18 protein-coding genes and 24 tRNA genes (1 of these 42 cut by a window edge) are annotated in these 26,182 nt (G+C 53.2%); 3 read left to right on the top strand and 39 right to left on the bottom strand.

The features are described from left to right. Positions 1–52 precede the first annotated feature (52 nt). From K1I37_RS09775 to K1I37_RS09655, 25 genes are all read right to left on the bottom strand, one after another. A complete protein-coding gene (locus K1I37_RS09775; protein ID WP_021298346.1) occupies positions 53–2,593 on the bottom strand; it encodes a beta-mannosidase in 2,541 nt (846 codons plus the stop codon). Between the two features lie 739 nt (positions 2,594–3,332). Continuing rightward, positions 3,333–3,419, bottom strand: a tRNA-Leu gene (locus K1I37_RS09770). A gap of 40 nt (positions 3,420–3,459) precedes the next feature. Further along, positions 3,460–3,536: transfer RNA gene (locus K1I37_RS09765), tRNA-Asp, on the bottom strand. A gap of 15 nt (positions 3,537–3,551) precedes the next feature. Next, positions 3,552–3,645: transfer RNA gene (locus K1I37_RS09760), tRNA-Ser, on the bottom strand. A gap of 5 nt (positions 3,646–3,650) precedes the next feature. After that, positions 3,651–3,726: transfer RNA gene (locus tag K1I37_RS09755), tRNA-Lys, on the bottom strand. Positions 3,727–3,802: 76 nt separating this feature from the next. Next, positions 3,803–3,876: transfer RNA gene (locus K1I37_RS09750), tRNA-Gln, on the bottom strand. A 40-nt stretch (positions 3,877–3,916) separates the two neighbouring features. Further along, positions 3,917–3,992: transfer RNA gene (locus tag K1I37_RS09745), tRNA-Ala, on the bottom strand. A 51-nt stretch (positions 3,993–4,043) separates the two neighbouring features. Beyond that, a tRNA-Pro gene (locus K1I37_RS09740) sits at positions 4,044–4,120 on the bottom strand. 6 nt (positions 4,121–4,126) lie between these two features. Continuing rightward, positions 4,127–4,203 (bottom strand) — tRNA-Arg (locus tag K1I37_RS09735). Positions 4,204–4,205: 2 nt separating this feature from the next. Beyond that, positions 4,206–4,280 (bottom strand) — tRNA-Gln (locus K1I37_RS09730). A 3-nt stretch (positions 4,281–4,283) separates the two neighbouring features. Next, positions 4,284–4,359: transfer RNA gene (locus K1I37_RS09725), tRNA-His, on the bottom strand. A gap of 67 nt (positions 4,360–4,426) precedes the next feature. Then, positions 4,427–4,510: transfer RNA gene (locus K1I37_RS09720), tRNA-Tyr, on the bottom strand. Between the two features lie 3 nt (positions 4,511–4,513). Then, a tRNA-Thr gene (locus K1I37_RS09715) sits at positions 4,514–4,588 on the bottom strand. Between the two features lie 5 nt (positions 4,589–4,593). Further along, a tRNA-Met gene (locus K1I37_RS09710) sits at positions 4,594–4,670 on the bottom strand. A 4-nt stretch (positions 4,671–4,674) separates the two neighbouring features. Further along, positions 4,675–4,767, bottom strand: a tRNA-Ser gene (locus tag K1I37_RS09705). A gap of 4 nt (positions 4,768–4,771) precedes the next feature. Further along, a tRNA-Val gene (locus K1I37_RS09700) sits at positions 4,772–4,846 on the bottom strand. Positions 4,847–4,894: 48 nt separating this feature from the next. Beyond that, positions 4,895–4,969: transfer RNA gene (locus tag K1I37_RS09695), tRNA-Gly, on the bottom strand. Positions 4,970–4,972: 3 nt separating this feature from the next. Beyond that, positions 4,973–5,048 (bottom strand) — tRNA-Val (locus K1I37_RS09690). Positions 5,049–5,053: 5 nt separating this feature from the next. Continuing rightward, a tRNA-Glu gene (locus K1I37_RS09685) sits at positions 5,054–5,128 on the bottom strand. 6 nt (positions 5,129–5,134) lie between these two features. Further along, a tRNA-Thr gene (locus K1I37_RS09680) sits at positions 5,135–5,210 on the bottom strand. A 4-nt stretch (positions 5,211–5,214) separates the two neighbouring features. Then, a tRNA-Asn gene (locus K1I37_RS09675) sits at positions 5,215–5,289 on the bottom strand. A 3-nt stretch (positions 5,290–5,292) separates the two neighbouring features. Next, positions 5,293–5,368: transfer RNA gene (locus tag K1I37_RS09670), tRNA-Ala, on the bottom strand. A 96-nt stretch (positions 5,369–5,464) separates the two neighbouring features. Then, positions 5,465–5,538: transfer RNA gene (locus tag K1I37_RS09665), tRNA-Gly, on the bottom strand. A 7-nt stretch (positions 5,539–5,545) separates the two neighbouring features. Next, positions 5,546–5,622 (bottom strand) — tRNA-Arg (locus K1I37_RS09660). Positions 5,623–5,647: 25 nt separating this feature from the next. Then, positions 5,648–5,732, bottom strand: a tRNA-Leu gene (locus K1I37_RS09655). Between the two features lie 550 nt (positions 5,733–6,282). On the opposite strand from K1I37_RS09655, the gene K1I37_RS09650 reads away from it, so the two are divergent. Further along, positions 6,283–7,464, top strand: coding sequence for an MFS transporter (locus K1I37_RS09650; RefSeq protein ID WP_081654268.1), 1,182 nt, complete (start codon positions 6,283–6,285; stop codon positions 7,462–7,464). Between the two features lie 515 nt (positions 7,465–7,979). Here K1I37_RS09650 and K1I37_RS09645 read toward each other — a convergent pair. The 13 genes from K1I37_RS09645 to K1I37_RS09580 all read right to left on the bottom strand — a co-directional run bounded on the left by K1I37_RS09645 (position 7,980) and on the right by K1I37_RS09580 (position 22,593). Further along, a complete protein-coding gene (locus tag K1I37_RS09645; RefSeq protein WP_051189645.1) occupies positions 7,980–8,957 on the bottom strand; it encodes a HoxN/HupN/NixA family nickel/cobalt transporter in 978 nt (325 codons plus the stop codon). Positions 8,958–9,008: 51 nt separating this feature from the next. Next, entirely contained in the window at positions 9,009–10,109 is a 1,101-nt protein-coding gene (locus K1I37_RS09640; RefSeq protein WP_021298350.1) for an L-lactate permease, read from the bottom strand. Between the two features lie 70 nt (positions 10,110–10,179). Continuing rightward, positions 10,180–11,379: a nickel pincer cofactor biosynthesis protein LarC2 gene (gene larC2, locus K1I37_RS09635; protein ID WP_021298351.1), complete on the bottom strand. Its 1,200-nt coding sequence runs from the start codon at positions 11,377–11,379 to the stop codon at positions 10,180–10,182. Positions 11,380–11,400: 21 nt separating this feature from the next. After that, positions 11,401–12,297, bottom strand: coding sequence for a molybdopterin-binding protein (locus K1I37_RS09630; protein WP_021298352.1), 897 nt, complete (start codon positions 12,295–12,297; stop codon positions 11,401–11,403). 68 nt (positions 12,298–12,365) lie between these two features. Then, entirely contained in the window at positions 12,366–13,172 is an 807-nt protein-coding gene (locus tag K1I37_RS09625; RefSeq protein WP_021298353.1) for a beta/alpha barrel domain-containing protein, read from the bottom strand. A gap of 12 nt (positions 13,173–13,184) precedes the next feature. Then, positions 13,185–14,612 (bottom strand): hypothetical protein, encoded by a 1,428-nt coding sequence (locus tag K1I37_RS09620; RefSeq protein WP_021298354.1) that lies wholly within the window; start codon positions 14,610–14,612, stop codon positions 13,185–13,187. Next, entirely contained in the window at positions 14,612–15,277 is a 666-nt protein-coding gene (locus K1I37_RS09615; RefSeq protein WP_021298355.1) for a 4Fe-4S binding protein, read from the bottom strand. Before K1I37_RS09615 ends, K1I37_RS09620 begins: the two co-directional genes overlap by 1 nt. Before the next feature lie 15 nt (positions 15,278–15,292). After that, entirely contained in the window at positions 15,293–16,123 is an 831-nt protein-coding gene (gene larC / locus K1I37_RS09610; RefSeq protein WP_021298356.1) for a nickel pincer cofactor biosynthesis protein LarC, read from the bottom strand. Further along, a complete protein-coding gene (larB, locus tag K1I37_RS09605) occupies positions 16,123–16,872 on the bottom strand; it encodes a nickel pincer cofactor biosynthesis protein LarB (protein WP_021298357.1) in 750 nt (249 codons plus the stop codon). Before larB ends, larC begins: the two co-directional genes overlap by 1 nt. A 22-nt stretch (positions 16,873–16,894) precedes the next feature. Beyond that, positions 16,895–17,701, bottom strand: a complete 807-nt coding sequence (gene larE, locus K1I37_RS09600) for an ATP-dependent sacrificial sulfur transferase LarE (RefSeq protein ID WP_021298358.1) — start codon at positions 17,699–17,701, stop codon at positions 16,895–16,897. A gap of 158 nt (positions 17,702–17,859) precedes the next feature. Then, complete coding sequence (locus K1I37_RS09595) at positions 17,860–18,678, bottom strand: helix-turn-helix domain-containing protein (protein ID WP_021298359.1); 819 nt, start codon at positions 18,676–18,678, stop codon at positions 17,860–17,862. A 48-nt stretch (positions 18,679–18,726) separates the two neighbouring features. Beyond that, on the bottom strand, positions 18,727–20,247 hold the full coding sequence (locus tag K1I37_RS09590; protein WP_021298360.1) for a class I adenylate-forming enzyme family protein: 1,521 nt from the start codon (positions 20,245–20,247) through the stop codon (positions 18,727–18,729). A gap of 1,311 nt (positions 20,248–21,558) precedes the next feature. Beyond that, complete coding sequence (locus tag K1I37_RS09580; protein ID WP_021298374.1) at positions 21,559–22,593, bottom strand: zinc-binding alcohol dehydrogenase family protein; 1,035 nt, start codon at positions 22,591–22,593, stop codon at positions 21,559–21,561. Between the two features lie 134 nt (positions 22,594–22,727). Between K1I37_RS09580 and K1I37_RS09575 the strand changes: the two genes are divergently transcribed. Both K1I37_RS09575 and K1I37_RS09570 read left to right on the top strand, forming a co-directional pair. Next, positions 22,728–23,096, top strand: coding sequence for a winged helix-turn-helix transcriptional regulator (locus K1I37_RS09575; protein ID WP_021298375.1), 369 nt, complete (start codon positions 22,728–22,730; stop codon positions 23,094–23,096). A gap of 1,154 nt (positions 23,097–24,250) precedes the next feature. Continuing rightward, the gene (locus K1I37_RS09570; RefSeq protein WP_021295803.1) at positions 24,251–25,426 is read left to right on the top strand and encodes an IS110 family RNA-guided transposase; all 1,176 of its coding nucleotides are present in this window, start codon (positions 24,251–24,253) and stop codon (positions 25,424–25,426) included. A gap of 200 nt (positions 25,427–25,626) precedes the next feature. Here the strand turns inward: K1I37_RS09570 and ltrA are convergent, their stop codons facing one another. Continuing rightward, positions 25,627–26,182 carry the 3' end of a group II intron reverse transcriptase/maturase gene (gene ltrA, locus K1I37_RS09565; protein WP_021295804.1) on the bottom strand. The gene runs 737 nt beyond the window's last position, so only the last 556 of its 1,293 coding nucleotides appear in the window; the start codon falls outside the window, past its right edge; its stop codon occupies positions 25,627–25,629.

Here is a 26,182-nt window from a genome sequence, read left to right as displayed (position 1 = left end):
ACGGGAGATGAAGCCGATGGGCCTCTCTCCCTCCTTGACGCCTTCATGCTTTTTACTGCTGAATAAACTCCGCCATCGAGTGAACCGAAATCGTCCCTGCAGAAGCCGGTCGGAAGCGATTTTCACCGCTTGGTCTTTGCAAAAATTGCACCGTCTTCGGTACGCCTGGGATTAAGTCGAAATAATTATCGGAGAAAATCCCGTCCTCTTCCGAAGAAATCCAAACGTTTTTCGCCAAGATGTCGGTTTCGAGTACAAATGTCGATCCGCCACTGCCCTCGACCTCCCGCACCACGATGGTTGGCATTTGCAGCGAAATTTGATTGGCTGGCACAAAATAGTGCTCCTTCGCATCGACGACTTCACCGTTTTGCTCTAACGTGACAACCAATACGACGTCACTTGCAGCATGCTCCCCGACAAACGTCGAGACAGGCGCAGCGTAGAAGACGCTCGCAGTATTGCCTGGTACCGACACAGACTCGACTCGCTCGTTCAGGCGATTGCCGGCGAAATCAAACACCGTCATGGAAAGCGTCCCGACGGTAGCGTCGAGGATGTCGGAAATCACGTGGACTTCAACCAATTCGTCAGTCCCACCAACGGACACGGACACGTCGCGAAAACTCTTTTTCGCGTAATATTGCAGCGCCTTCCAGCGGCCGTAATAATCCATGCTCGACCACGAAGCCACAGGCCAACAGTCGTTCATCTGCCAATAAAGCGTCCCCATACAGAAGGGTTTCTTGCGACGATGTGCCTCCATCGCCATTTTGATGGCCTCAGCCTGCAAGACCTGACTCATATACAAAAACGACGAAAAATCCTTCGGCTGTTTGAAGTAAATATCCATATACTCCTTAATCAGTCGATTGCCATCGCCGCTGCGTTGATGCCAACGCATCACGTCCGATTCCAGCGCCATGTCCGCCGCACTGGCATACGTCTGAACCGTTTTCAGCTCAGGAAACGATTGAAAACCGTATTCACTCATGAACCGTCCGAGATAGACGTTATAGTTTGCGAACGGCTCCACAGCGTGCCATACGCCCCAGTAGTGAATATCTCCGGAAGTCGAGTCGTTGCGCGCATGCTGATGTTTGTCATGTGTCAAAGCTTGCATTGGTGACGACGGCCAATAAGCCGCACCTGGCGCAAGGCGCTCAATCACCTCGGGCAAGATACGATGGAAAATCGCTTCGTAGTCCGCCCAAATTTTTGCCCGAATTTCTGGCGAATACTGCTGTTTCCAGCCCCAACCGGCGTCCTCGTCGTACTGCGACCAGGCCGTGTCGATCTCATTGTTACCACACCACAGCGCAATACATGGGTGGTTCCTGAGCCGCGTTACATTCTCTTGCGCCTCCAGGCGGACATTTTCCAAGAAGGGTTCGTCCCCCGGATACATGCTGCAGGCAAACATAAAATCCTGCCAGACCAAAATTCCGTATTCGTCGCACAGGTCATAAAACGCATCATTTTCATAGATGCCGCCACCCCAAACGCGCAGCATATTCATGTTGGACTCGACAGCTGTCACAATCTCATGCTTATAGCGTTCGTACGTCACTTCCGTGAGGAAGCTGTCATTGGGGATATGATTCGCACCCTTCGCAAACACTGGCACGCCATTGAGCTCAAAATAGAACGAAGTACCATCGGCGTCTTTCTCGCGAACGAGGCGTAGGGATCGCAAACCTGTTCTAGTCGACTTATGGGCCACCTCATGCCCACCGCGCAAAAGTGTCGCCGTAAACGTATACAACGCTTGCTCGCCTAAGCCGCGCGACCACCAAAGCGCCGGATTCTCCAACACGACGTCCACTTCCACCTGATTGATCCCTGCGCGCAGCTCGACCGCTTCGCTCACATCAACACCATCTGTCCGAATCTGAACGCTTCCTGCAAAATCCTCGTCGACTTCCACCGTGATGACGGCAGTCAACTTCGCGCGAGTGCGCTGCACTTCGTTCTGCTGGATAAAGAAGTCTGTAATACGAGCCTCGGACCAAGCTTCCAACCAGACATCGCGCCAGATTCCACTCGTCACAAAACGCGGACCCCAGTCCCACCCGTAGTGATAAGGCGCTTTCCGAGCGAACACACTGAGGCGCTTATCGCCAAGGCCTCCGCGTTCTGACTGGTCATTCGTCGCCGGCAGCGCGTAGCCCAGTTTCTCCAATTTCGGCAAATCCTCTTGAATGGGCGAACGGAAATGTACCTTTAGCACATTGCTCTTCGCCTTGAGCAGCGCTTTCACGTCCGCTCTCCACGTCCGAAACATATTATCTGCAGACAAAATCAATTGATTGTTGAGGTAGACGTCTGCATACGTATCCAAACCAGCGAACACTATCTCGACATGTGTGTTGGCCAGCACATCCTCCGACACGTCAAACTGGCTCGTGTATTCCCAATCCTTCTTGTCAATCCACTGTAAATCTCCCTCGTTTGTCCCATAGAACGGGTCCGGAATGCGCCCATTGCGCAGCAAGTCCGTATGCACACATCCTGGAACCTGCGCCGGCAGCCAATCAGATTCGTCAGCGGCTTTAAACTGCCAGTTGCCAATCGTGCTCCTATTTTCCCCCATGATGCCCTCCTGCTTTTGACCAGCGCAAGTACGACCACCTCGTCGGCCACAAAAAGCAGCCTAACCCCTACCTGCACTCCCAAACTGTTAGCGCTAACAAAGAATCTCTACGCCTTGCAATGTACCACAACACCAGCCACTTTTGTAGAGTAAAATAAGGCTAACAAAACCTAATTTTTAGGGAAACGTAATTGAGTAGCGCGGTGGAATGCGTAGAAACACCAATCAAGTAGCTACAACAGAGGCTACATCCGCACATTTACGAAACACAATAGAAACTTCTAGCTAGCTTCATGCGTGCGTGTGTGCGCGAAGTCGGACCGTTGGCAACAGATGCACCCCTTGGCGGGGCCCATAGCGCAGGATTTCTGCCTTATTTGTGACATTGCAGCGGATCCGGGGCATTTAGTGCACGAAAATTACCTTATGCCCGCAAAATCACCGGAAATCGAGGCCCAGGGCGGCGAATAGGGTATTTTTTCGACCTTATCCGGCGGCTTTTCAGTTGATATGTCTTATTAGGACATCCCGCGGCCAGCCAAGTACCATCGCAGCCCAAATCGCTGCCCCTCCAACAAAAAGAGCCCCAAGGTCCCGCCTCTCAGCGTTCCCATCAGGGCCCTCCGCTATTGTTACCAGACATACAAGCGCTGAACTCGTCCTACCGGCTGAAGCCTGCCGCAAGAAGCGACCATAGTCTACCAACCAAGCTTTTGAGCGAGCACAGCACGAACTCATTTGGTGCGGTCGAGAGGACTTGAACCTCCACGGGGTTGCCCCCACAAGAACCTGAATCTTGCGCGTCTGCCAATTCCGCCACGACCGCATGTACAAGGGACGCCAATTGGACGAGCCCGGCTGTAAGTTGGCGGAGCTGACGGGATTCGAACCCGCGATCTCCTGCGTGACAGGCAGGCATGTTAGGCCTCTACACCACAGCTCCGCGATATCAAACTACTGGCGGAGTGAGAGGGATTCGAACCCTCGATACGGTTATTCACCGTATACTCGCTTAGCAGGCGAGCGCCTTCGACCTACTCGGCCATCACTCCATATGTGGTGGGTCATGAAGGAATCGAACCTTCAACCTGCCGATTAAGAGTCGGATGCTCTGCCAATTGAGCTAATGACCCACTTTCGAGGACACTGCTGTCCAATTCAACCAGTCGGCGACTCGCAATCCACAAGGGACCAAAGAAGTCACGACCATGGCTGCCGAACTAGGACTCGAACCTAGACTAACTGAGTCAGAGTCAGTCGTGCTACCATTACACCATTCGGCATCGGGCTTGTCAGTGCTTGATTCCAATATCAAGCCTAACTTGGTGGAGGTAGACGGATTCGAACCGACGACCCCCTGCTTGCAAGGCAGGTGCTCTCCCAGCTGAGCTATACCCCCAAAAATTATATCCACATGTCCCATTATCGATCTCGCCAAAGCAACATCGATTGGTCGGAGCAGCGGGATTCGAACCCACGACCTCCTGCTCCCAAGGCAGGCGCGCTACCAAGCTGCGCTATGCTCCGTGATGATGGCGTGCCCTGAGAGATTCGAACTCCCGACCTTTTGATTCGTAGTCAAACGCTCTATCCAGCTGAGCTAAGGGCACACTGGCTGGGGAAGAAGGATTCGAACCTTCGCATGACGGTACCAAAAACCGTTGCCTTACCGCTTGGCTATTCCCCAACGTGGGGTGAGTGATGGGAATCGAACCCATGCATGCCGGAATCACAATCCGGTGCGTTAACCCCTTCGCCACACTCACCATATAATCTTTGAGATGCGCTTCTCATGCAGTATACCAAATATCCACACGAGAATCATTCACATCTTGGTGGAGGGGGAAGGATTCGAACCTTCGAAGCTTTCGCAACGGATTTACAGTCCGCCCCAGTTGGCCACTTTGGTACCCCTCCGGATGGAGCCACCTGTCGGATTTGAACCGACGACCTGCTCATTACGAGTGAGCCGCTCTACCCCTGAGCCAAGGTGGCATATGTGGTAGCGGCGAGTGGATTCGAACCACCGACGCCACGGGTATGAACCGTGTGCTCTAACCAGCTGAGCTACGCCGCCACAATGGCGGAGAGAAAGGGATTCGAACCCTTGAGACGGTTTTAGCCGCCTACACGATTTCCAATCGTGCTCCTTCGACCAACTCGGACATCTCTCCGCGATGGTGCGGCTAATAGGAATTGAACCTATGACCCCCACCGTGTCAAGGTGGTGCTCTCCCTCTGAGCTATAGCCGCACGAGGCTGACGTGATATCGCGCACCACGTCTGATAAACGCCTCATCATGGAGCGGAAGACGGGATTCGAACCCGCGACCCTCGCCTTGGCAAGGCGATGCTCTACCCCTGAGCCACTTCCGCGTGTGGTGGGCGCTGACGGGATCGAACCGCCGACCCTCTGCTTGTAAGGCAGATGCTCTCCCAGCTGAGCTAAGCGCCCACTCGTGGTGACCCCAGCGGGATTCGAACCCGCGTTACCGCCGTGAAAGGGCGGTGTCTTAACCGCTTGACCATGGGGCCATGATCTGGAGCTCCCAACCAGGCTTGAACTGGTGACCTCATCCTTACCATGGATGCGCTCTGCCAACTGAGCTATGGGAGCAAATTGGCTCCCCGAGTAGGATTCGAACCTACGACCCTCCGATTAACAGTCGGATGCTCTACCGCTGAGCTATCGAGGAATGTGGTGGAGGTAGACGGATTCGAACCGACGACCCCCTGCTTGCAAGGCAGGTGCTCTCCCAGCTGAGCTATACCCCCACATCGACAGGAGAATACTCGTCCATCATCGTTGAAACAAGACGATGCTACTGGACACTGTAACTTACACGCGCCCTTGTTCCAAATAAGTTACAATGGAGCGGGTGATGGGAATCGAACCCACGCTATCAGCTTGGAAGGCTGAAGTTCTACCATTGAACTACACCCGCATGTCTTTGGCGTGTCCGGAGGGATTCGAACCCGCGACCCACAGCTTAGAAGGCTGTTGCTCTATCCAGCTGAGCTACGGACACAAATAAGACTCACCTTGGAACCGAATGGTGTCGAAGGCGGGACTTGAACCCGCACGGGTTTCCCCACACGCCCCTCAAACGTGCGCGTCTGCCGATTCCGCCACTTCGACATAAATTGTTACGCTAGTCCACATCGCGAAAAGCTGCGATATAGGAGAGCGAGATGTATAATAACACGGTTCAAAGAAATGGTCAAATGGAATTTTTAATTTGCGAAATTGAGCCTTGATACCCCAGTGCTTCAAGGGCCCGTAGAGTTTCTCAATTGCATCACGGACATCCTCTGAATCACCCCGTGATCCGAGTCGTTACAATCAAATCGTTGAATACACGAGCTCCCTGGCCGTATAATCCATACGAAATGCGTCTACCCTCATTACTCTGCCGCAACTGTTCGCGCACACAAAAGGTCACTGCGGCTACCGACGCCGTGACGCTACGAAGGTAGTTTTAGAGGTACTTTTAGACAGAGACGGCGTGATCGTAAATTTGTTGGGCGCCATGCGATGAGGTCATTACGCGATAGAAAGCAAAAATTCGGAGATTGCCTGTCCCGTCGAATTCCTCGTTTGGAGTCGAGTGACCGGCGACGACCGAGTAAGTGGCCGCAACCCGTGACACAACACGTATATCGAGCGCCACTTAAGGAGTAGATGCTACGTGCGGGCATATGTATGGATGTCCTGCGGAATGTATTTCATGAATGGGCTGGCTACCGCCATGCTTGGAACGGTCTTGGCACCCTTCCTCGCGCACTACCATGTGTCCTACGCACTAGGCGGGGTATTTGTGCTGTTGCAATTCGCCGGCTATCTACTTGGCGTTCCTGCCTCCACAATCGTTGTGCAGCGATATGGACACCGAATCGCCATCTTACTAGCAGGTTTGTGTATCGGCATCGCGGAAACCACCATCGGCTGTCTACCATTGTTGCCAGTCGCCCTCTTCATGTCGTGTTTGAACGGGGTGGGTCTGGCCATGACCCAGACCACGATTGCTTCGTCGATGATCGAATGGTTTGAAGGGCGACGAGCGGTCATCATGAGTCGACTGGAAGTCGCATTCGGTTTAGGCTGTCTCATCATTCCACTTTGTGAAAGTAGACTTCTCGCCGTACACATTTGGCAAGTGGGATTTTGGATTGTCGGGATCTTTGCGCTATTGATTTCGCTCGCTTGGCCGTTTGTGTCAATCAACCCGGAGTCAAATGCAAACGAAGGGCCGATGGATGCTTACACGCGTGCCCCCAAGGTTACAAGCACGCAATCCAAGGTTGTATTTATGGCACTCTTTCTCTTCATGATCTTACTCTATGTCGGACTAGAATCATGCTTTAACAACTTCCTCCCCGCCATTTTCATGTCTTACTTAGGGCAAAGGGCGGACGTGGCCTCCCTCACAGTGACGGCATTTTGGACGTCTATGGTCGTTGGCCGCACCTTAACTGGATGGGCGATTCGAAAAGTAAATTACTCGCAGTTTCTTCTTTCCAGCATCGGTGCAACGCTCCTATTTGTCATGGTCATGGCGAGTTGGCGAAGCATCAGCCTGTTTTACGTCATTAGTTGCTTCATCGGACTCAGCATGTCAGGTATCTATGTGGTCACCTTAGTCTACGCAAATCACACATTTCCAGGACAAGGGTCACGCGTCACACGGTGGGTCACCGTGTTTGCCGGCGTAGGAGGTGCAGCCCTGCCGGGAATTTTCGGTTACTGCATGGACCAGTTGAGCGTGGACCAAAATCTCTGGCTGTTGGCTGGATTCACATTCCTGCTCCTGGCGACACTATCTGTGATTGTTTATCTGGGATCTGCTTGGACTCACAAAGTCTCCAGTTGATTGACGAGTTTCGGATACGCATATGGGGTCTTGGTGACCCGCAGGTGATGACGCAGACCCTGACACAGACGTAGCGATGCGCGTGCCGCGTGCGCGGACGAAAGGAATGTCTGCATAGGCATGCAAGCAGACGGCCATGCGCGCATCGGCCAACTGCGAGAGCCGACAATCGCACGCGCATAGCGCAGGATTTGTACCTTATTTGCGAGATTGCAGCAGATTCGGGGTACTTAGTGCATGGAATTTACCTTATGCCCGCAAAATCACCGAAAATCCGCTCCACCGGCGCCGAATAGCGCATTTTTCTGGTCTTATCCGGCGGATTTTCAGTTGATATGTCTTATTAGGACATGCAGGCAGGGTGCCAGAGGCCGGACATGCACCTTCGGAGGAAGGATGTAACTCGAAACGCTGCAACGCCAAATTGCGAACGCCTAGGCCGGATTCCGACAAAGTAGCCCGCTCCCCGGCCCCGTCTCCGGCCCGGATGCCGCATCGCATGGCACACGCTCCCTTCACGGGTGAGACCACCTGGACTCAAAGCGAAACACCTTCCAAACGCCGAACGACAAGGCCCACGTCACCAGAAACAATGCGCACAACCAGTAGCCCAGTTCGCCGAAGTCGATACCCTGTAGCCAGCCCCAAAACGGCCCTTTCAGTCCACCCTTCTCGCCAATGACCTGCCCTACTTCAACCAATCCAATCAAAACTGCTGCAGCGACGGACAAGCCTGTGACGGACAAGTTGTAGTACAGCTTTCGCAACGGGGTCGTGAAGGCCCACCGATACGCGCCAACCATCAATATGCCATCGGCGGTGTCCAACAGACTCATGCCAGCCGCAAATAAAATGGGAAGTGTCAAAACAGAGATGACGGAATGGCTTTGTCTCACTGCGAGAGACGAGATAGTCAACAACGCCACTTCCGTAGCGGTATCAAAGCCGAGACCAAAGAGCACCCCGACAGGGTAGGCATGCCAACTCTTGTTGATAAACTTCATCCATGGCGTGAGGAAGCGACTGAAAAAACCTCGCGATTGCAATAACGTCTCCATGGAGTCTAAGTGAAACTCCCGGCGGCCAATCGCCGTAAACAGTCGACACATACTGATGAGTACAATCAGATTCAACCCACCAATTAGCAGCAAAAAGACGCCGGAGATGGTGGTTCCCAATAACCCCCCGTACTTTTCGAGTTGCGGAACGCTGTGTTGAACCCAATGGGTAGCCAATGCTGTCCCAATCGCCAATACAAACACGATGGTCGAATGTCCGATGGAGAAATAAAATCCCACACCCGACGGGCGTTCCTTTTGCTCTATCAACTTCCTGACGGTGTTGTCAATCGCTGCAATGTGATCCGCATCGAACGCATGGCGCAGACCGAACGTGTAGGCCAGTACGCCCAGACCGAACAATGCCGGATCGCGCCGGCTGCAAACGATGAGACTTCCAATTCCAATGGCATGTAAGAGAGCGACGACGAGCATGTATTTTATCCAGCTTCTATCCACGCGGCGATGCTCCCTCCACTGAACATGTCAAAACGATTTGATGAATACCCAAAACATCACGTTAAAGACAATCACAATCGCTACTGCTGCCAGGGACAAGGGAAGAACTTTCCGAATAAACTCGCCCTCTCTCCCCACCTGCTTCGAAACGACCGTCGCCAGCGAAATGCGAGACGGGGAAGCATAACTCATATTGGCAGCAGAGACATTCTGAGACGTAGCATACAGCAACGCCGAGCTGTGAAGTTTATGGGCCATGGCGCTCTGAAATGGCGCAAACATGGCGTTGGCCGCGCTGTTACTGCCACTGATGAATCCACCAAGCCCACCGATGAGCGGCGAGACAAGCAAAAAGCTCCCTCCGAACAAAAAAGCGATGGCGCTTGAAATACAATTGATCATGCCTGCTTTCTGCATCACCGTCGACATGGCGATATAACCCACCGTGGAAACCACTGCCGGGTACGCTTGCCGCAATGTGTTTACAAAGCACCGACACGCCTGAGTCCACGACAACCGGTAAATCAAAACCACTGCAACGGTGTACATCAGGTACAGCGGGATGGTCGCAAGTGCACTCGTCATCCCGAGTGCGTGGAGTGAGACATTCGACAACTCTGCGTTGATGACCGTTCCTACCGCTAAAGCGCCCCAAGGAACCGCCGTCTGCGTCAGTAAAGACAACAGGACCGTCTTCCTCGGAGAAAATCCAACAGCCAAGAACAAAGGGGCTGCAATCACAATCCCAATACCAAATCCACTCGTCGCCTCCAAAAACGGGCCAAGTGCAGCGGAAATCAGAAGCGCCTGCTGAACTGGCAGATGCGCGCGTCTTGTAAATGCCGACGAGATAGTCTCAATGGCACCGCCAACCTGTAGGACGTTGTACAACAACAATCCAAAAATGAGCACCAGTACGATCACGAGGGAAAGTAACAACCCCTGTATGGATGCGAGACCAATGGCGACAAGTGGCATCTGAAACGGCGTTTTCATGGCTGCCAGCACGACAGCCAGACCGTAAACACACACGGCCGTGCGCAAACTGGATACCTTGAAGCCAATCAGTAAAATCAAAGCAACCAGGATGGGCAGCGCCGACATTAGCACAGCAAACCATGAAGGCATACCCATCACCACATTTCTGTCATCTGCCACGTGACATACTGCGCAGAGCAGTGATTCACGTTGTCGTAGGTCATCCCTGCGACTGAAGCGCCTGAAGCTCAATCTGACGAAGTGCGGCCTGATAGACCAGTTTGAGCGGAACGTCATGCGCCTGTGCCAGTGCCCGGCAGTCTTCATATTCCGGCGCTACATTGAGCACTACATCCCCGCGGTAAGCGATTTTCACCGTGACTTCCCCGTACGGCGTATCCACTGTTTCAAATCTTCGAGACAGCGCTTCCTTTTGAATTTCATAGTAGCGCAGCCCGATGGAGGAGGTTTGGCGAAAAATTTCGTGTTTCACGACTTCCAATCGATCTCCTCGGCACAATACGCGCAGTTGAATGCCCGGTCGCCCCTTTTTCATAATGATGGGCACTAAATAGGCATCGGAGGCGCCGACTTCTAACAAGCGCGGGACAATGTATCCCGCCCACTCAGGGTTCATGTCATCGATGTTCGTTTCGACAATGAACTGTCCCGGTACAGATTTGCGAGATTCACCCATTGGAGAAGAAGAAACCGCCTGCCCCAGTTGAACTCTCATGAGATCGGGTACCGGAGTCGCCCGCTTGTCTGTACTATAGCCAATCTTCTCCGTCACCAGTGACGCCGCAGGCCCCCGCCTACACAGACTTCGCAGAATGGCTGCAGCTGGCTCTGAAACCAAGGCACAACCGCCAGCGCGGGAACGGGTCACAAATCCGGTCAACAGCTCTGCAATCACCGGCGACGGGTTGAATGTCAATCCGTCCGACGATACATCGACACCGGTGCCCACTACGACCTCCGAAACTTGGCAGTTGGGCTCCCCTATCAGATACCATCCTGAGATGGCGGTGACGATTCTGACGAGCGCGCCCATGTCCATGTCATGTTTGTAGGTATCGTCCTTTTGCAAAGCTCCAGCCACCTGTTGTCTCGCAGTATCCAGCGCCTGCAGGGCGGCGTCTGTTTTCTCCACCACGGGCGCAGGGAGACTGCTGCTGCGAATCATCGTGCGCGCACGCGCAAACGACAAGCGCTCCTCTGCCCCCACGACGTCGACAGTCACGCGCGCCGCTTGAACGCCATTGACCCCAACGCGACACACCTGGATGCGAGAAATATCTTCCGGTACAAATGGAGCCAGCACCTGGCGGAGTTGCGCTACATCGACGCCCAGTGCCAGCCATGCCCCAGTCATCGCGGTTTCTGTCGCGCCTGCAAAACAGTCAAACTGCACCACCATCATCGGTTCCTCCAAAATGACTCAGGCATGGTGATGACGCCCTTTTTGATGTACACCAACCGTATTGCGCCAACGTTCTCGCAACCCATGCGCAATCTGCTCTGCCAGCACAATCGGGTCTGGATCTGCAAGTAATTGTGAAAGAAGCATGTCGGTGCACAGCCGAACCTCGTCGTGCGGACCAGGAAAGGTCACAATGTAACTCAGGCCGACTTTGCCAACACCAATGCGAATGCCATCCTTCACGTGCCGATGACCGCCCTCACCGAATTTTACAATGTACGGTGTGGCTGCATCGGGACATACGCGAAGTAGCGCTTCGACGCTGAAATCCTTATCCTCTGCGCCCACGCCGCCGGTCGTGATAATCCAGCCAAACCCTGCCTCTACAGCACGTCGAAAAGCCCCTGCAATCACATCCACATCATCAGGCAGCGGATCACCCGCGTGCACGATGCAGTCCGCTTCACCAAGCGTCTTCACCAAATACGGCGTGTTGGTGTCTTCAATCATCCTCTCGATCACTTCAAATCCTGTCGGAAACACCTTCACCCGACGGCGAACGCTCGATTGAATCTCCTGCCCCATCTGCAAACTCTTCTTCGCTACCTGCATCCCTTCCGCGGGTGTCAGGGCAATCATCCCCAGCACACCTTCCGAGTGAACCCCTGCATGTGACCCAAGCCGCACGCCGGGAAGGGAGCCAACCGCCTGGAGTAAGTCGGTTTCTTTGCCGACGAACTGACTGTGTTCCATCGACTGCACGAGCAAATCGAGCGCAATATGGTCTTCGCGAACATCGATGACAAACACGCGATCCGCCGGAAGGCCAAGCACGGAGGCAACGGTCCTCGCAATCGCAGATAAGTCGCAGTCCTGTAAATAGACCTCGGTCAGCCGCAACTCGGTCTTGTTCAAGAGACTGTACTCCATACATTCACCGCTTTCCGTCAAACAGCGCTGAAGCACTGTTTGAGTGATTCAAGTCAGGAAACTACCTCGACGCGCATATCCACCATCGGCGCGTCGAGGACGGCCGCGCCGACGTCGACGAGATCGACCGGCAATTCACGCAAAAGCAGAAGGCTGTCCTCAGTGACACTGCCAGCGAAGGCAATGCGGATGGACGCACGCGCGCGAAGCGTTACCAAGACGTTTTGCACCGTGGCGATATCTTGCAACCGGCCGGTGTCAATCATCACGACCTGTGCCCCACCGTCCACTGCCTGACGCGCCTCCTCCTCAATAGGGCACAAGTCCCCGCGCAGTTGAATGACTTTCGATCGATCAGGGAACTGCGCTGCTGCAGCCAACGCTTGAGCGACTCCGCCAAACATCCGCACATAATTTTTGTCAATATAGACAAACGGCCCGTCGACCATCCGCATTCCGATGCCCGCTGCAGCCAACGCCGCGTGTAACCCCGGCTTAAAGGCCTGCGGGATTTTCTTCCACCCTCCACAGACCACCCGCAAGTGCTCTCCAGCCACGAGCTTGAGTCTGCGGGCGCGCGTCGCATAGCCGGACGGCACCATCATGGCCCCAAGCACGCGGTCTTCGGCAATCGCCACCTGTTTCGCCGACCCGCGAAACGAGAGGATGACATCCCCTGGTTGCAACAGTCGGCCGTCATTCTCCAGGCCAAGCAACTCGCAACCGGTCTCTTCTAACAGGTCTGCAGCGTGCTGCGCCCCCGCCAGCACGCCACTTCCAGTGGAAATCACCCGGGCGGTGAACGTCTGATGACGGAGCGATTGAAACAGCGGATCACGAAGATCCATCATCGTCTGCATGCGCAACGCCTCCTACGCAAACACATGAATTCCGCGCTGCTTTAACCATTTCGGCATCAAAACCGACTCGACGTATGCACTCGCCGCGGGTGCTTCCTTCATTAAGTGATCGGCCAATGAGGCACTGACATTCATACCGCCCACTGCACCGTCGAACACGAGCACTTTATCCGTCCCTGTGGTTCGATAGGCAAACCGCATTGCGTCTTCCAGGTTGTCGGCAACCATCGCGTACTTCATGTATTCCATGTTTTGAGGGTCGTGCTCGAACAGTTCCGCCTGCTCTTTGCCCACCACCAGCGTCGGCAGTTGTTGCGCGAAGAACGCACTGGGATAGCCAATCCAGGCATAGTTGTGGATCACCATGCGAATCGCCGGGTTGACAGGAGAAATGTCAGGCAAAAGTGGACGACCGTCCTTGCCGTAAAACGCCTCTGTATACCAGGTGTACGGGGGAAGTTTGACGTCGAGATCAAACAAATCGACGTTCGCACCGACAAAGTTGCAGTAAATCACACCTGCCGAAAAGACGTAAGGAACCGGACATGGGAAGTCCAGCCCAACAATACACTCGTCGATTCTCCCTAGAAGGTGAAAGATTTTCCCATAATATCGAAGGCCATCCAGGGTCACGGTGTCATTGATCTTGTAGAGGTCATTATCTGCTTCAATACTGACAACGCCGCTTGGGGACATGTTCATGAAGATTGCCCCAACAAATTTGCGCTGGACAAAGGGGGATTCAAAGATCGCTCTCGCTGTAAAATTGGCAGCGCGTGGACCGAGGTTTTGGTGATAAGTCGAACGTGTTTCAATGCGTGCGTAGGACATGCCGAACGGTTTGACAGCGCGATCGACTTGGCGATGAAAGTGGACTTCCCGCACGTCACTATTGTGTACGTGGATGATCCAATCCGCATCGTACGCGCGCTTTAAGCCGTACAACGTACCAATCTCCGTCTCAATCGGAATGCCTTCGTCAATTGGGGCCATGCCAAGGGCGCGATCGAAATATTGCTTCAGCGCAAACCGCTTGATATACTCCTCTGTTTCACGAAAGCGCAGTCCAACGCCTGCGCGGAGTCGTACTTCTTTGGCACCCGTTCGCCGTTTCACGACATCGTAGATGGTGCGCAGCACCTCCGCATACGGTTCTCCGCCGAGCAAAGTGAACCCGTGGTGCGACGCGAGCACGTTGACACTTTGATGTGGCTGAATCATCGACAGGTCCATCTTCTCCATTTTTTCCTCTGTCGCCCGGCGAATGGCCGCAATGCCCTCGGAACTGGGGTAGATGACGTTCGGGCTATCGGGAAACAATTCGCGCAATGTAACAGAGGTCATACCTGGCAACTCGGCAAACCGCTTTTTGACCAGCTGCGGATCAATGCCATAACGCGACGGCCTGGCAGGCAGTGGCTGAATCGGAGATGGACGCATCACTTCACCTCTCCCTTCGACACATTAGATGGTGCTTCGGCATTCGATTGATAGTTCCGAATTCTTTTCATAAATTCGATGTCGTCATCAAAATAAAAACCTCTTTGCGCGTATTTCTCCTTGATTTCCTCCGGAATGTCCCAAATCGTCGGCGTCGCTCCGTACCATTGGTACATGCCTTTCTGCGGTTCGGGGTGATGGCCCGCGGCATTCAAGAGCCGCATCGCAGGTTGCAAACACTCCACCGTGCACCCCGTCCGAAGCCCTGTCGCCATCGAGATTTTATCCGGTGTATCCGCACCGAGAAGGATAGCGGCCGCCACTTCCTCAGCGCGCGTGCCCGTACAGTAACAGACAACTTGCTCAGGATGAAGATGCGCGTCATAACACAGCTGTTGGAGTCTTTCCTGCTCTATCTGCGCCGGATTGACACCGATAACGCGCGATTCCTCCATGTTTTCCATATAAATGGCATCAAACGGACACCGTTGCTCACACGCGGTGCAGCCTGTACACTGATCATCCTCAACGATGGCGAGTTTTCGATTTCTACTTCCCGGAATCGGCTCCATTGTGATTGCGAGCGTAGGACAGACCTGTGCACAGATCTTGCAACCGGTGCACTTGTCATCGATAATGCGCGCGACCGTATTGATTAACCGCATTCTCTATCACATCTCCTAAAATGATAGATTCGCAACGCCTGATAAGGAGGCGTGCTCATGTGAAGGCTCATGCGTGTGATGATGGTTGTGCTCGGGTCCGTGCTGGTGGACAGCACTTCCCCAAACGCTGCCCCGTTCACCTAATTGGATTCGCAGGACATTCGCCACGGGCAAGTCCTTCGTACCCGCACCGTAGCCGATATTCTCGCCGATAAACACATGTCTCTTCTGCAGCGGTTGTGCGAGGGTCCGGATAATGGCAGCCCCGGTGGGGGTCGTCGTCTCGCCCCAGATTCCCGAAGAGTAGATGGGATATCCTTTGAGCAGTGCGAGGGTCGCAGGTGCTGGGACCGGCATCAGGCCGTGATCACAGTGGACCGTACCTCCCCCGACTTCAATGGGAGAGACAAAGCAATCCGGCTCACCGAGCAGGTGCCACGCCAACATGGAGCCCACAATGTCGACAATGGCATCGACAGCCCCGACTTCGTGAAAGTGAATTTTGTCTGGCGTCGTCCCATGAACCGATGCCTCAGCGACAGCCAAATGGGTAAACGCCTCCTGACTTTTTTCTTTCACGATTTCCGGAAGCTCGCTCGCATCAATCATCCGCGCGATATCCGGGAGGTGGCGATGGTGGTGACTGTGCTGCGTGCGAACCTGTACGCGAGTGGCGGCAATCTCCTGCTTTGTGACCGCTTCCACCGTGACTTCGTACTCCTCATTGACCGCCAACTGCGCGAGTTGGCTGCGCCATTCGTCCACCGGCACCCCTAAATTGAACCATGCCCCTAAGAACATATCGCCACTGGCACCTGCAAAACATTCAATTTTCGCGACCGCCATCACGCTTCCCCCAACCGGTTGATCATATTTGCCAGGTATCCTGCACCAAACCCATTGTCGATGTTGACCACAGACGAGCCTGGCACGCACGATGTCAACATCCCGAGCATGGGCGTGAGCCCCTGCAGTTGTGCGCCGTACCCGACGCTCGTTGGTACGCCAATCACTGGTTTGTCGACAAGGCCTGCCACAACGCTCAACAACGCCCCCTCCATGCCGGCGACCACGACCAGAACTCGCGCGGTTCGAAGGCGATCTAGCTGCCGCAACAACCGATGAAGACCAGCCACACCAACGTCGTACAGGCGCTCCACGTGACTTCCCATGAGCGACGCCGTCAGCGCCGCCTCTTCAGCCACACGCAAGTCAGACGTTCCGGCTGCGACGACCAGGACCGAACCCAGACTCGCCTGTTCTCCTCGTCTGACCACCACCGCGCGGGCGACATCGTCGTATTCGGCATCCGGCACTTCCTTCTTCAACAGTTCGAAGACTTCCCTGGTCGCGCGCGTTCCAAGGACATTGCTCTCCCCTCTGGCCGCGAGCCGCGCCATGATGAGGGCGGACTGTTCAGGGGTTTTCCCCTCGCAATAGACGACTTCCGCGAACCCTCTTCGCGCAGTGCGATCGTGATCGATCTGCGCGAATCCAATATCTTCCACCGCCGACTGACTCAATTCTCGAAGTCCTTCGTCCACCGAGAGTTCACCGAGTTGTATAGCTTCCAGAACGGACCGATAGGAACGCATCAGAGGTATCCTCCATCAATTTTTAAAGTGCTTCGTTCAAACTTCCGGATCGATAGCCTTGCAAATCTATGCTTACATACGTGTAGCCAATCTCTTTCAATTTCTCGACGACCAAATCCGCTACCGCGACCAAGTCGCTCAGTTGTGCAGGCGGCACTTCAATCCGCGCGAGCTTACCCTCGTGCTGACGCACACGCACTTGACGAAACCCCAGTTTCATCAAGAATGCCTCTGCCTTATCAATCATCGACAGCTTTTCCAGCGTAATCACTTGGCCGTAGGGAATCCGCGACGACAAGCAGGCAAACGATGGTTTATCCCAGGTCGATAGCCCGAACTTATTGGAGAGATAGCGGATCTCGGTCTTTTTCAGTCCCACTTCCATAAGCGGCGCGCGGACACCACCCTCACGGGCAGCCCGCAGCCCCGGACGATGTTCACCCAAATCATCGGCAATGGCCCCAAAGACCACATGTTCATACCCATCCTGTTTCGCAATCGGGATGAGGTGAGAGAACAATTCCTGTTTACAGAAGAAACAGCGGTTTGTAGGATTTTCCGCATATCCAGGAATATTGAGTTCGCTGGTTTGAATCACCCTGTGATGCGCACCAAGTTCGCGTGCAAGTTGAATGGCTTCATCACGTTCCCGCTCCGGATACGTCTCTGAGTCTGCAGTCACCGCGAGCACGGCATCTTTGCCGAGAAACTCCAATGACGCCTTCAGTAGGAAGCTGCTGTCCACACCACCGGAAAACGCGACCACAACGCGCTTCAACGAGTGAAGCAGTTCCCCGAGTTGCTCGTATTTCTGCATGATTGCATCCATTGCTTAGCCTCCACGGATAAAGTTGGAGTCGCATTGGCAAACGCTTTCATCACAGATGGCCCCATATCACCATCGACGGATATCCGTTTGTCAACGCACGGCTCGTAAACGGAGAGAAAGGGTTTACATAAATTATACATTTCTTCGTGTGGGCCACTTTAGATATTCACGCCAGAAGAACTTTGTTTTTTTGTTGAATTCACTGCCTCACGGTTCTTCAAAGCCATCAGCAAATGTCGGTACTCCGTTGGCGTGCGACCCTCCAAGCGCTTAAATGTGGTTGAAAAATAACTCGCATTGGAGAATCCTGTGTTGTTCGCAATGATTTCAACTGGAAGCGAGGTCACTCGAAGCAATATTTTTGATTTTTGAATGCGGTAATTTGTCAAGTAATCAATGAACGTCGTGCCCGTTTCCGCTTTGAATAAACGGCTGAAGTGAGACGGGCTGAGGTACACGCGTTCTGCAACGTCTTGCAGAGAAATTGGTTCACTGAAGTGTTTCGCGATGTAGGCGATAGCGCTATCAATGGGATTGCCGAAATCTACGGCATCGTCAGTTTGTGGCCGAATGCCACGTTCTGTGACGTCCCCTGCATCTTTCATCAGCTTCGACTGAATCAGTCGACCCAGCATCGAAAATAGCACGGCCTTGACGACCGGCTTTAGCAGGTAGCCCGAGAACCCTGCGTTGATGGCCTCATACACCATCTCAAACATTTTCAGGTGACTGCACACGACCACGTGAATCTGAGGATGCTGCGCCACCACCTTTTTCCCAAACTCGATGCCGTCCATGTCTGGCAGAGAGAGATCCAATAGAATAATCGACGGATGAACCTGACGCGCCAACAGCAACCCTCTTTGAGCGGTATCCGCCTCGCAAACACGCAGATAATTGTACTCGCCTTCCGACAATAAGCTACAAATCTCCCGTCGCGAAGTCGCGTCGTCATCGACAATCAAAATGTCACTCACGGTCTGCCACCATCCCTTCCGTTCAGTGTGGGCCACAAAAGCTCAACATCACTTTTCTCGGGTACTCAAAAGCGCTCGCCGCATCACTTTCCCAGTCGCACTTCTCGGCAGGTGCTCGACAAACACGTGCTTTCTCGGCCGTTCAAAGGTGGAGAGCCGGCCGCTTTGTTTACAATACCTGTCTAATTCCAGCGGCGAAAGTTGCTCACACCGCGGCACAACATAGGCGACAACGATTTGCCCCAGATGTTCGTCTTGCTCCCCAACGACCGCCACCTCAAGAACATCGGGATGACCGCTCAAAACCTCTTCCACCTTCGCAGGGGAGACGCGTTCCAACCCGGAAATGACCATCTCGTCTACACGCCCAACAACAAACAAATCGCCCTCATCGTCAAACACACCTAAATCTCCTGTGAGGTACCAATCGTCTTGAATCACCTGCCGCGTCACCTCCGGCCGGTTCCAATATCCCTTGAATGCTTCGGCTGAACCCAGATGGGCGATGACCTGTCCAACCTCGCCGCGCTTGACTCCGTCATTTACCGTGGCATCCGGATCCAGTGACATCAGACGAATCCACTGATTGATACCCGGTTTGCCCGCGCTGCCCGGTTTTCGATGTAAATACGCACACGTTGTCAACGTGTGGATCTCCGTGCTTCCATAGTGATTGACAAATCGCTGAGGGTGAAGGGCCCGAAAACAATCGGAGACAAGCGCCTCCGGCATCGGGGCACCAGCGTAGGCTATTTTTTGCAAATGGGATAAATCATAATTTTCAATCCGATGATTCGCCAACAAATCCCGGTACATCGTTGGAATCATGTAGAGACAGGTGATTTTCTCGCGGCACAAAATTTCCGGTACAGACTCGTCTCTGACGTCCTGTGCGACGACAAACTTTGCGTTCAAAAAGGTCATGGCTAATAGCGAATGGACGCCCATCGTGTGATATAACGGCATAATCCCAAGTGTGCTGTCGAACGGATCGTAATGATTTTGGATGATGTGCGCAAGCGTTGAGGCGTATTCGTTTTTGTGCGATCTCGGCACACCCTTTGGCACCCCCGACGTCCCCGACGTGTACAGCATAATCGCGATTTCGTCGTCGTCCACTGGCACCGCGTCAAACGTATCCTCGCCGCTGTGTACGAGTTCGTCATACGAAATATCGCCATCGTCGGGCTCGAGGCTAATAAAAATGGGGGTCTCCTCCAGCCTCAATTTCCGAACCGCCGCTTCGGCGACCGCCTCAAATACAATGACCTTAGGTTCCACATCGTACACACAATGCTGAATATCCTGTATCGACATGTGATAATTCACAGGTGTGAAAATGGCACCCAACTTTTGAATCGCCCAAAACAAACACACCGTTTGTCGCCGATTCTTCAACAATACCATCACGCGATCTCGCCGACCGATTCCCAACTTACGCAACGAACTAGCGACCCGGTTGACCTCCTGATTGAGCGCAAGAAATGTATACGAGTGCCCGCCCTCCACGAGGGCGACGCCAAAAGGATGCCGACCGACCGCGAACTCGAACATACTCCCTAAATCCATCATTCATTTCCCCACCGATTGTTGAATGTCTACAGGCCCACCGACCAATGGTCAAAGTGAGCCCACACCCAAAATCTATGACGACTTCAGTATCCCTAGTATATCTCAGCGACTAATTCGAGCGTTTTGCAGAATTAACGTTCACAACGCATTTGACACTATATATAGTGTTCCATTGATAGTTCGTACACTATATATGTGCGAGAAACGGTGAAAAATCGAATTCTGCAAAACGCTCATTCAAATATATCTTTCTCCGCGGTATTCTTTCGGTCTTATCCGGCGGCTTTTCAGTTGATATGTCTTATTAAGACATGCAGATGGGAGCCAAGGGGCGCGCATGTGGCTGGGTGGGCGGGGCGGCGACCGGGCCGATGCCGGAGGCCTGCCTGGCAGCATAGTGCACGTTTTCTGCCTTATTTGTGACATTGCAGCAGATTAGGGGCATTTAGGGCATGAATTTTACCTTATGTCCGGAAAATCAGCGGAAATCGGGGCCCCGGGTGACGAATAGGGTATTTTTCCGACCTTATCCGGCGGCTTTTTAGTTGATATGTCTTATTAGGACATGCAGGCGGCAGCCAAGGGGCGCGCGTGCGGCTGCGGAGGGTGATGGGCTGGGTGGCGGGGCGGCGGCCAGGGACGGTGCCGAAGGCCTGGCAGCATAGTGCACGTTTTCTGCCTTATTTGTGACATTGCGGCAGATTCGGGGCATTTAGCGCATGAATTCTACCTTATGCCCGGAAAACCATCGGAAATCGGGGCCTGGGCCGGCGAATAGGGTATTTTTCCGACCTTATCCGGCGGCTTTTCAGTTGATATGTCTTATTAAGACACGCAGGGTGCCAATGGGCGCGCATGTACCTTCGGAGACGCTGGGGGGAATCATCGCGCTATGAAACTGCTAGATCCCATCAGCTGTGCCGCGTCCGAAACCGGACAAAAAGAACCCGTAACATTTGCGCATGGATGAGGGATACGACTTCCCCGATCGTTCGAGAACAAGTCGAAGAACGCGAATACGTTCTTCATTTGCGTGCGTCAGGCGATAAGAGAGGAGAAAGCGGCGGATCCGAGCTATCGGATCAGACGATTCATCGTCGAACGAACCCGCTCGTCGATGAATCGTTCTCGCCGCTTGCCATGCCCCATTTCACCTTCGCATGCAATTGTTTCCCCTCTACAGGGGTTTTCGGATAGGCTCTTGGCCGGTAATCATTGACTCGTTTATCCTCGTTAAATGGTCATTTGCTGTCGAGTGTACATCCCAATCCATTCGTCAGCGCAGTGCCATACAAAAGCCTATAAAAATTAACGAAAATGCTCCAGAACGACTTTCCCAACCATACTTCCCGATTCGAGCATCGCATGGGCTTTTCGCAAGTTCTCGGCGTTAATCGGCTCCAACTTCTCGTTCACCGTCGTCCGGACGATCCCCTGGTCCACAAGTCCTGCCAGTTCGTTGAGCAGTTTGTGCTGTTCGATCATGTCGGCTGTCTCATACATCGAACGAGTAAACATGAATTCCCAAACGAAGGTAACGCTTTTGTTCTTCAGCAGCGTCAAATCAAGTAATTCGTCCGTCTCGACAATCGAGCAGATCTTCCCTTGCGGCGCAATGGCCTCCGCCATATTCCTCCAATGTTTCTCCGTGCTGTTCAGGCAAAAAATGTAGTCGACACTTTCCAAGCCAAGCGCCTTGAGTTGAGGAACGAAGTCCTCGAAATGGTTAATCACATGGTCGGCGCCCAGTCCTTTCACCCATTCAGCCGATTCCGGCCGCGAAGCCGTGCCGATAACCGTAAGCCCTGCGTATTTAGCCAGTTGGATCGCAATCGAACCAACACCCCCGGCCGCCCCGATGATAAGAATGGTCCGGCCTGGATTGCTACCTGGCTCGGATGAAATCCCCAAGCGGTCGAACAGCCCCTCCCACGCCGTAAGCGACGTCAACGGCAGTGCGGCTGCCTGCGCAAAGTCCAGCGTTGCCGGTTTGAACCCAACGATCCGCTCATCGACAAGATGAAACTCACTGTTTCCTCCTGCCCGAACAAGACTGCCAGCATAGTACACCTCATCGCCGGGTTTGAATAATGTGCAGTCCGGCCCCGTCTCCTCCACAACACCCGCTACATCCCAGCCGATAACTCTCGGCTTCGTTTCCGTCCGATCCTTCGGCGCTCTCACCTTAACATCAACCGGATTGACTGAGATTGCCTTGACCCGAACCAGCAAATCACGGCCAGTCGGCGTTGGCTTCTCGATTTCCACGTCGATCAGGCTTTCCGGATGATCAATAGGCAAGTATTTATATAGACCAACTGCTTTCATGGTTGTACTCGTCACTTCAATGCCCTCCTCTAAGTATTGAAACGTACTATGGTTGCGAGTATAGTACATATCCTATAAAATCGTTAGTACGCACATTAATGTTATATAGTATTACTTTTTATACCGTTATCAGCGAAGGAGTGGAACGCATGCGCGACCGCAAGAGCGGTTACGGGCACTGCCCGAACGATGAAGGCTGTCCGGTGGAATACACGCTAGACGTCATCGGCGGCAAGTGGAAGGGTGTGCTGTTGTACCATCTCGTTGAAGGGCCGAAGCGGTTTAACGAATTCCGCCGAATCTGCCCGGCGATTACGCAGCGCATGCTCACACTGCAGTTGCGTGAACTGGAGAAAGACGGCATTGTCCACCGCGAAGTGTACAACCAAGTTCCGCCGAAAGTCGAATATTCACTTACGGAATTCGGACGCACGCTTGTGCCGATCATCTTGCAGATGAAAATATGGGGCGAGAAATACAAAAACAAAACGACGACGTCTACGCTAGTCGAAGGGTGACAGGAAGCCAAATCCATTCCCCCTCTTGTGATTCCATCAGTAAACAAACATCAAGTTGCCCCCACCTAGCGGCGGGAGCCCACTCCCGCTAATCTGTTGTTATTGTGGCGCGTAGCCTTCACCGTCTTGGATACATGCCAGTGACCAGGCAGCTTTCGTGCACAAGAGAATTTGGCCGCATTGTGCACGTTTTCTGCCTTATTTGTGACATTGCAGCAGATTCGGGGCATTTAGTGCACGAATTCTACCTTATGCCCGCAAAATCACCGGAAATCGGGGCCCAAAGTGCCGAATAGAGTATTTTTTCGACCTTATCCCGCGGCATTTTAGTTGATATGTCTTATTAGGACATGTAGGTGGGTGGCAGGGGGCGCGTATGTGGCTTCGGAGGGTGATGGGCCCGTGGCCGGGGTGCGGTGCCGGTGGCCAGGTCGCATAGTGCACGTTTTCTGCCCTATTTGTGACATTGCAGCGGATTCTCGGCATTTAGTGCACGAATTCTACCTTATGCCCGTAAAATCACCCGAAATCACAGCCCAAGGTGGCGAATAGGGTATTTTTTCGACCTTATCCCGCGGCTTTTCAGTTGATATGTCTTATTAGGACATGCAGGTGGATGGCAGGGGGCGCGCGAGTGGCTACGGAGGGTGATGGGCCCGTGGCCGGGGTGCGGTGCCGGGGGGCCAGGCCGCATAGTGCACGTTTTCTGCCTTATTTGTGACATTGTCGGGGATTCGGGGCATTTAGTGCAGGAATTTTACTTATGCCCGCAAAATCACCGGAAATCGCGGCCTAAGGCGGCAAATAGGGTATTTTTCCGACCTTATCCCGCGGCTTTTCAGTTGATCCGTCTTATTAAGACATCCCACCAGGTGCCATCGCCGCCCCCTAGAGTGAAGGGCTGAATTTCAGCCCCTCCTAGTATATTGAAGTCAAGTACTCCCCAAGTTTTTTGAGATAAAATTCTCGTAGTGGTCGGGGTACTACGTTCCCCTCCTTGAGACTTCGTTCTCGTTGACTGAGAATGTGGTCCCCTCCTTACGAGAGTAAACGAATGAGCTGGATGTTGCCGGGTAGATGCCCAGGTCTTCGTATCTCGAACTAGGTTGTTGCTCGTAAGGCGTGCGGGTCCGACCGACTTGGAGGTTATTGTCATGTATTTCATCGGTATTGACATTGCCAAACGCCATCATGAAGCATGCATTGTTGACGAGCGTGGCATGGTTCTTGGAGCGTCACTCCGATTTAGCAACAGTCAAGCCGGCGGCCAAAAACTACTTACCTGGATTCAACGTCACGATCCCGAATTAACCCAATCTGTCGTGGCCATGGAAGCCACTGGGCATTACTGGCTTTCCCTTTATACGTTCTTACGCAAGCACGGTGTTGTGGCAAAGGTCATCAACCCGATTCAATCGGATGCATTTCGCAATTTGTACATCCGTCAAACCAAGAACGATACGAAGGATTCGTTCATCATCGCTGAAATCGTTCGATTCGGACGCTACACAACTACAGAACTGGCCGACGAACCTATCATCGCCTTGCGCCAGCTTAGCCGATTCTGGTTCACCATAGTGGACCATATTGCGGACTTAAAACGACAAGTCATTGCGGTGCTCGACGTTCTCTTCCCGGAATATGAGCAACTATTTTCCGATCTCTTCGGCAAGGCATCAGCCGAGTTGCTCATGGAGTACACAACACCAGAAGAAATTCTTGAACTGGATACCGACGAGCTTGCTACTTTGCTGACAAAGCATAGTCGCGGAAAGCTAGGTCGTAGCAAGGCGGAAGAGATACAAGCCGCAGCCCAGAATTCCTTCGGCATCGACATCGCTCTTGATGCGTTTCGACTCCAAGTGAAATTGCTGATTCAACAGATCAAGCTTGCAGAAGAACATCTCCAGACGCTGGACATGGCTATTAGTGAGCAACTGGCCAAAGTTGACACCAACCTGGTAACTATTCCGGGTATCGGCCCAGTACTGGCCGCCGCAATTCTTGGCGAGATCGGCGATATCTCCCGATTCTCCAGTGGTGTCAAGCTCGTCGCATATGCAGGGATCGACCCAACTGTACGGCAATCCGGCGAATTCACCGGTAACCGGAACAAGATGTCGAAAAGGGGTTCTCCCTATCTTCGTCGAGCATTGTGGCTAGCAGCGAACGCAGCAAAAAAACACAATCCGATTTTCCATGACTTTTACCAGAAAAAACTGTCAGAAGGGAAACATCCTCTAACGGCAATTGGTGCAGTATGCCGTAAGTTGATATACGTTGTTTACGCTGTCCTTCGTGACAACAAGCCATATCAACCGATAGCTTAGCCGGCAGGACTGATCTGAATATTCCGACCACAGGCTTGCGCATCGCTGGCCTGGCCCGCTATTGTCTTTTGGCATCACTTCCTTTCAGCTCTTAAAACTTGGACAAAGCACTTGACTTTTCATAGCTGGTCTCATCAAACCGTACGTGAGGTTTTCCCTCATACGGCTTTCCGATGTTCGTCATTCATGAGCGTTACGGATTACACAAGTGTGGACAATCCACATTGTTTCGCGATCACGTTGACTTCGCGATAGCTACTCATCCATCTTCGTCTTTGTCGCTTCTTCGCGTACCACTTCGCAAGCCGCTGACCGATGTAGAAGTCAAGTTTTGCCATCTTCCTCGTGCTATACGGCGTGCCGTAGTAATTCTTCCAGCCCCGTATCTTCGGATTCAGCCACTGTACATGTTGTTCAATGGACTGTACCCTCGCCTTTGGCGGCGCCAATCGCTCCTTGATGACATCTCGAATATGCTGCTCGGCTTTCTTGCAGAGCCACTGCTGGGTCGTGTAATATACCCGTCCCTTCGATGTCTCCGCCTTCGTCTTGCGATGGTGCATACCCAAAAAGTCGAACCCTTCTTCACCCGTCCATAGCCCAACAATTCGCGTCTTTGTGGGGTGCAGTGTAAGTTCTAGCCGCTCCACAATGGCATGGATGAGGTTGTGCGCCCGCTGTGCATCCCGCTTCGTTTTGCAAATCACCACAAAGTCATCTGCATACCGGGTCAACTCTCCGTACTGCTTACCGTGC

The organism is Alicyclobacillus acidoterrestris, from assembly GCF_022674245.1.
Taxonomy (GTDB): Bacteria; Bacillota; Bacilli; order Alicyclobacillales; family Alicyclobacillaceae; genus Alicyclobacillus; species Alicyclobacillus acidoterrestris.
The sequence above is the reverse complement of the archived record's forward strand: the minus strand, read 5'-3'. Positions and strand labels throughout refer to the sequence as shown.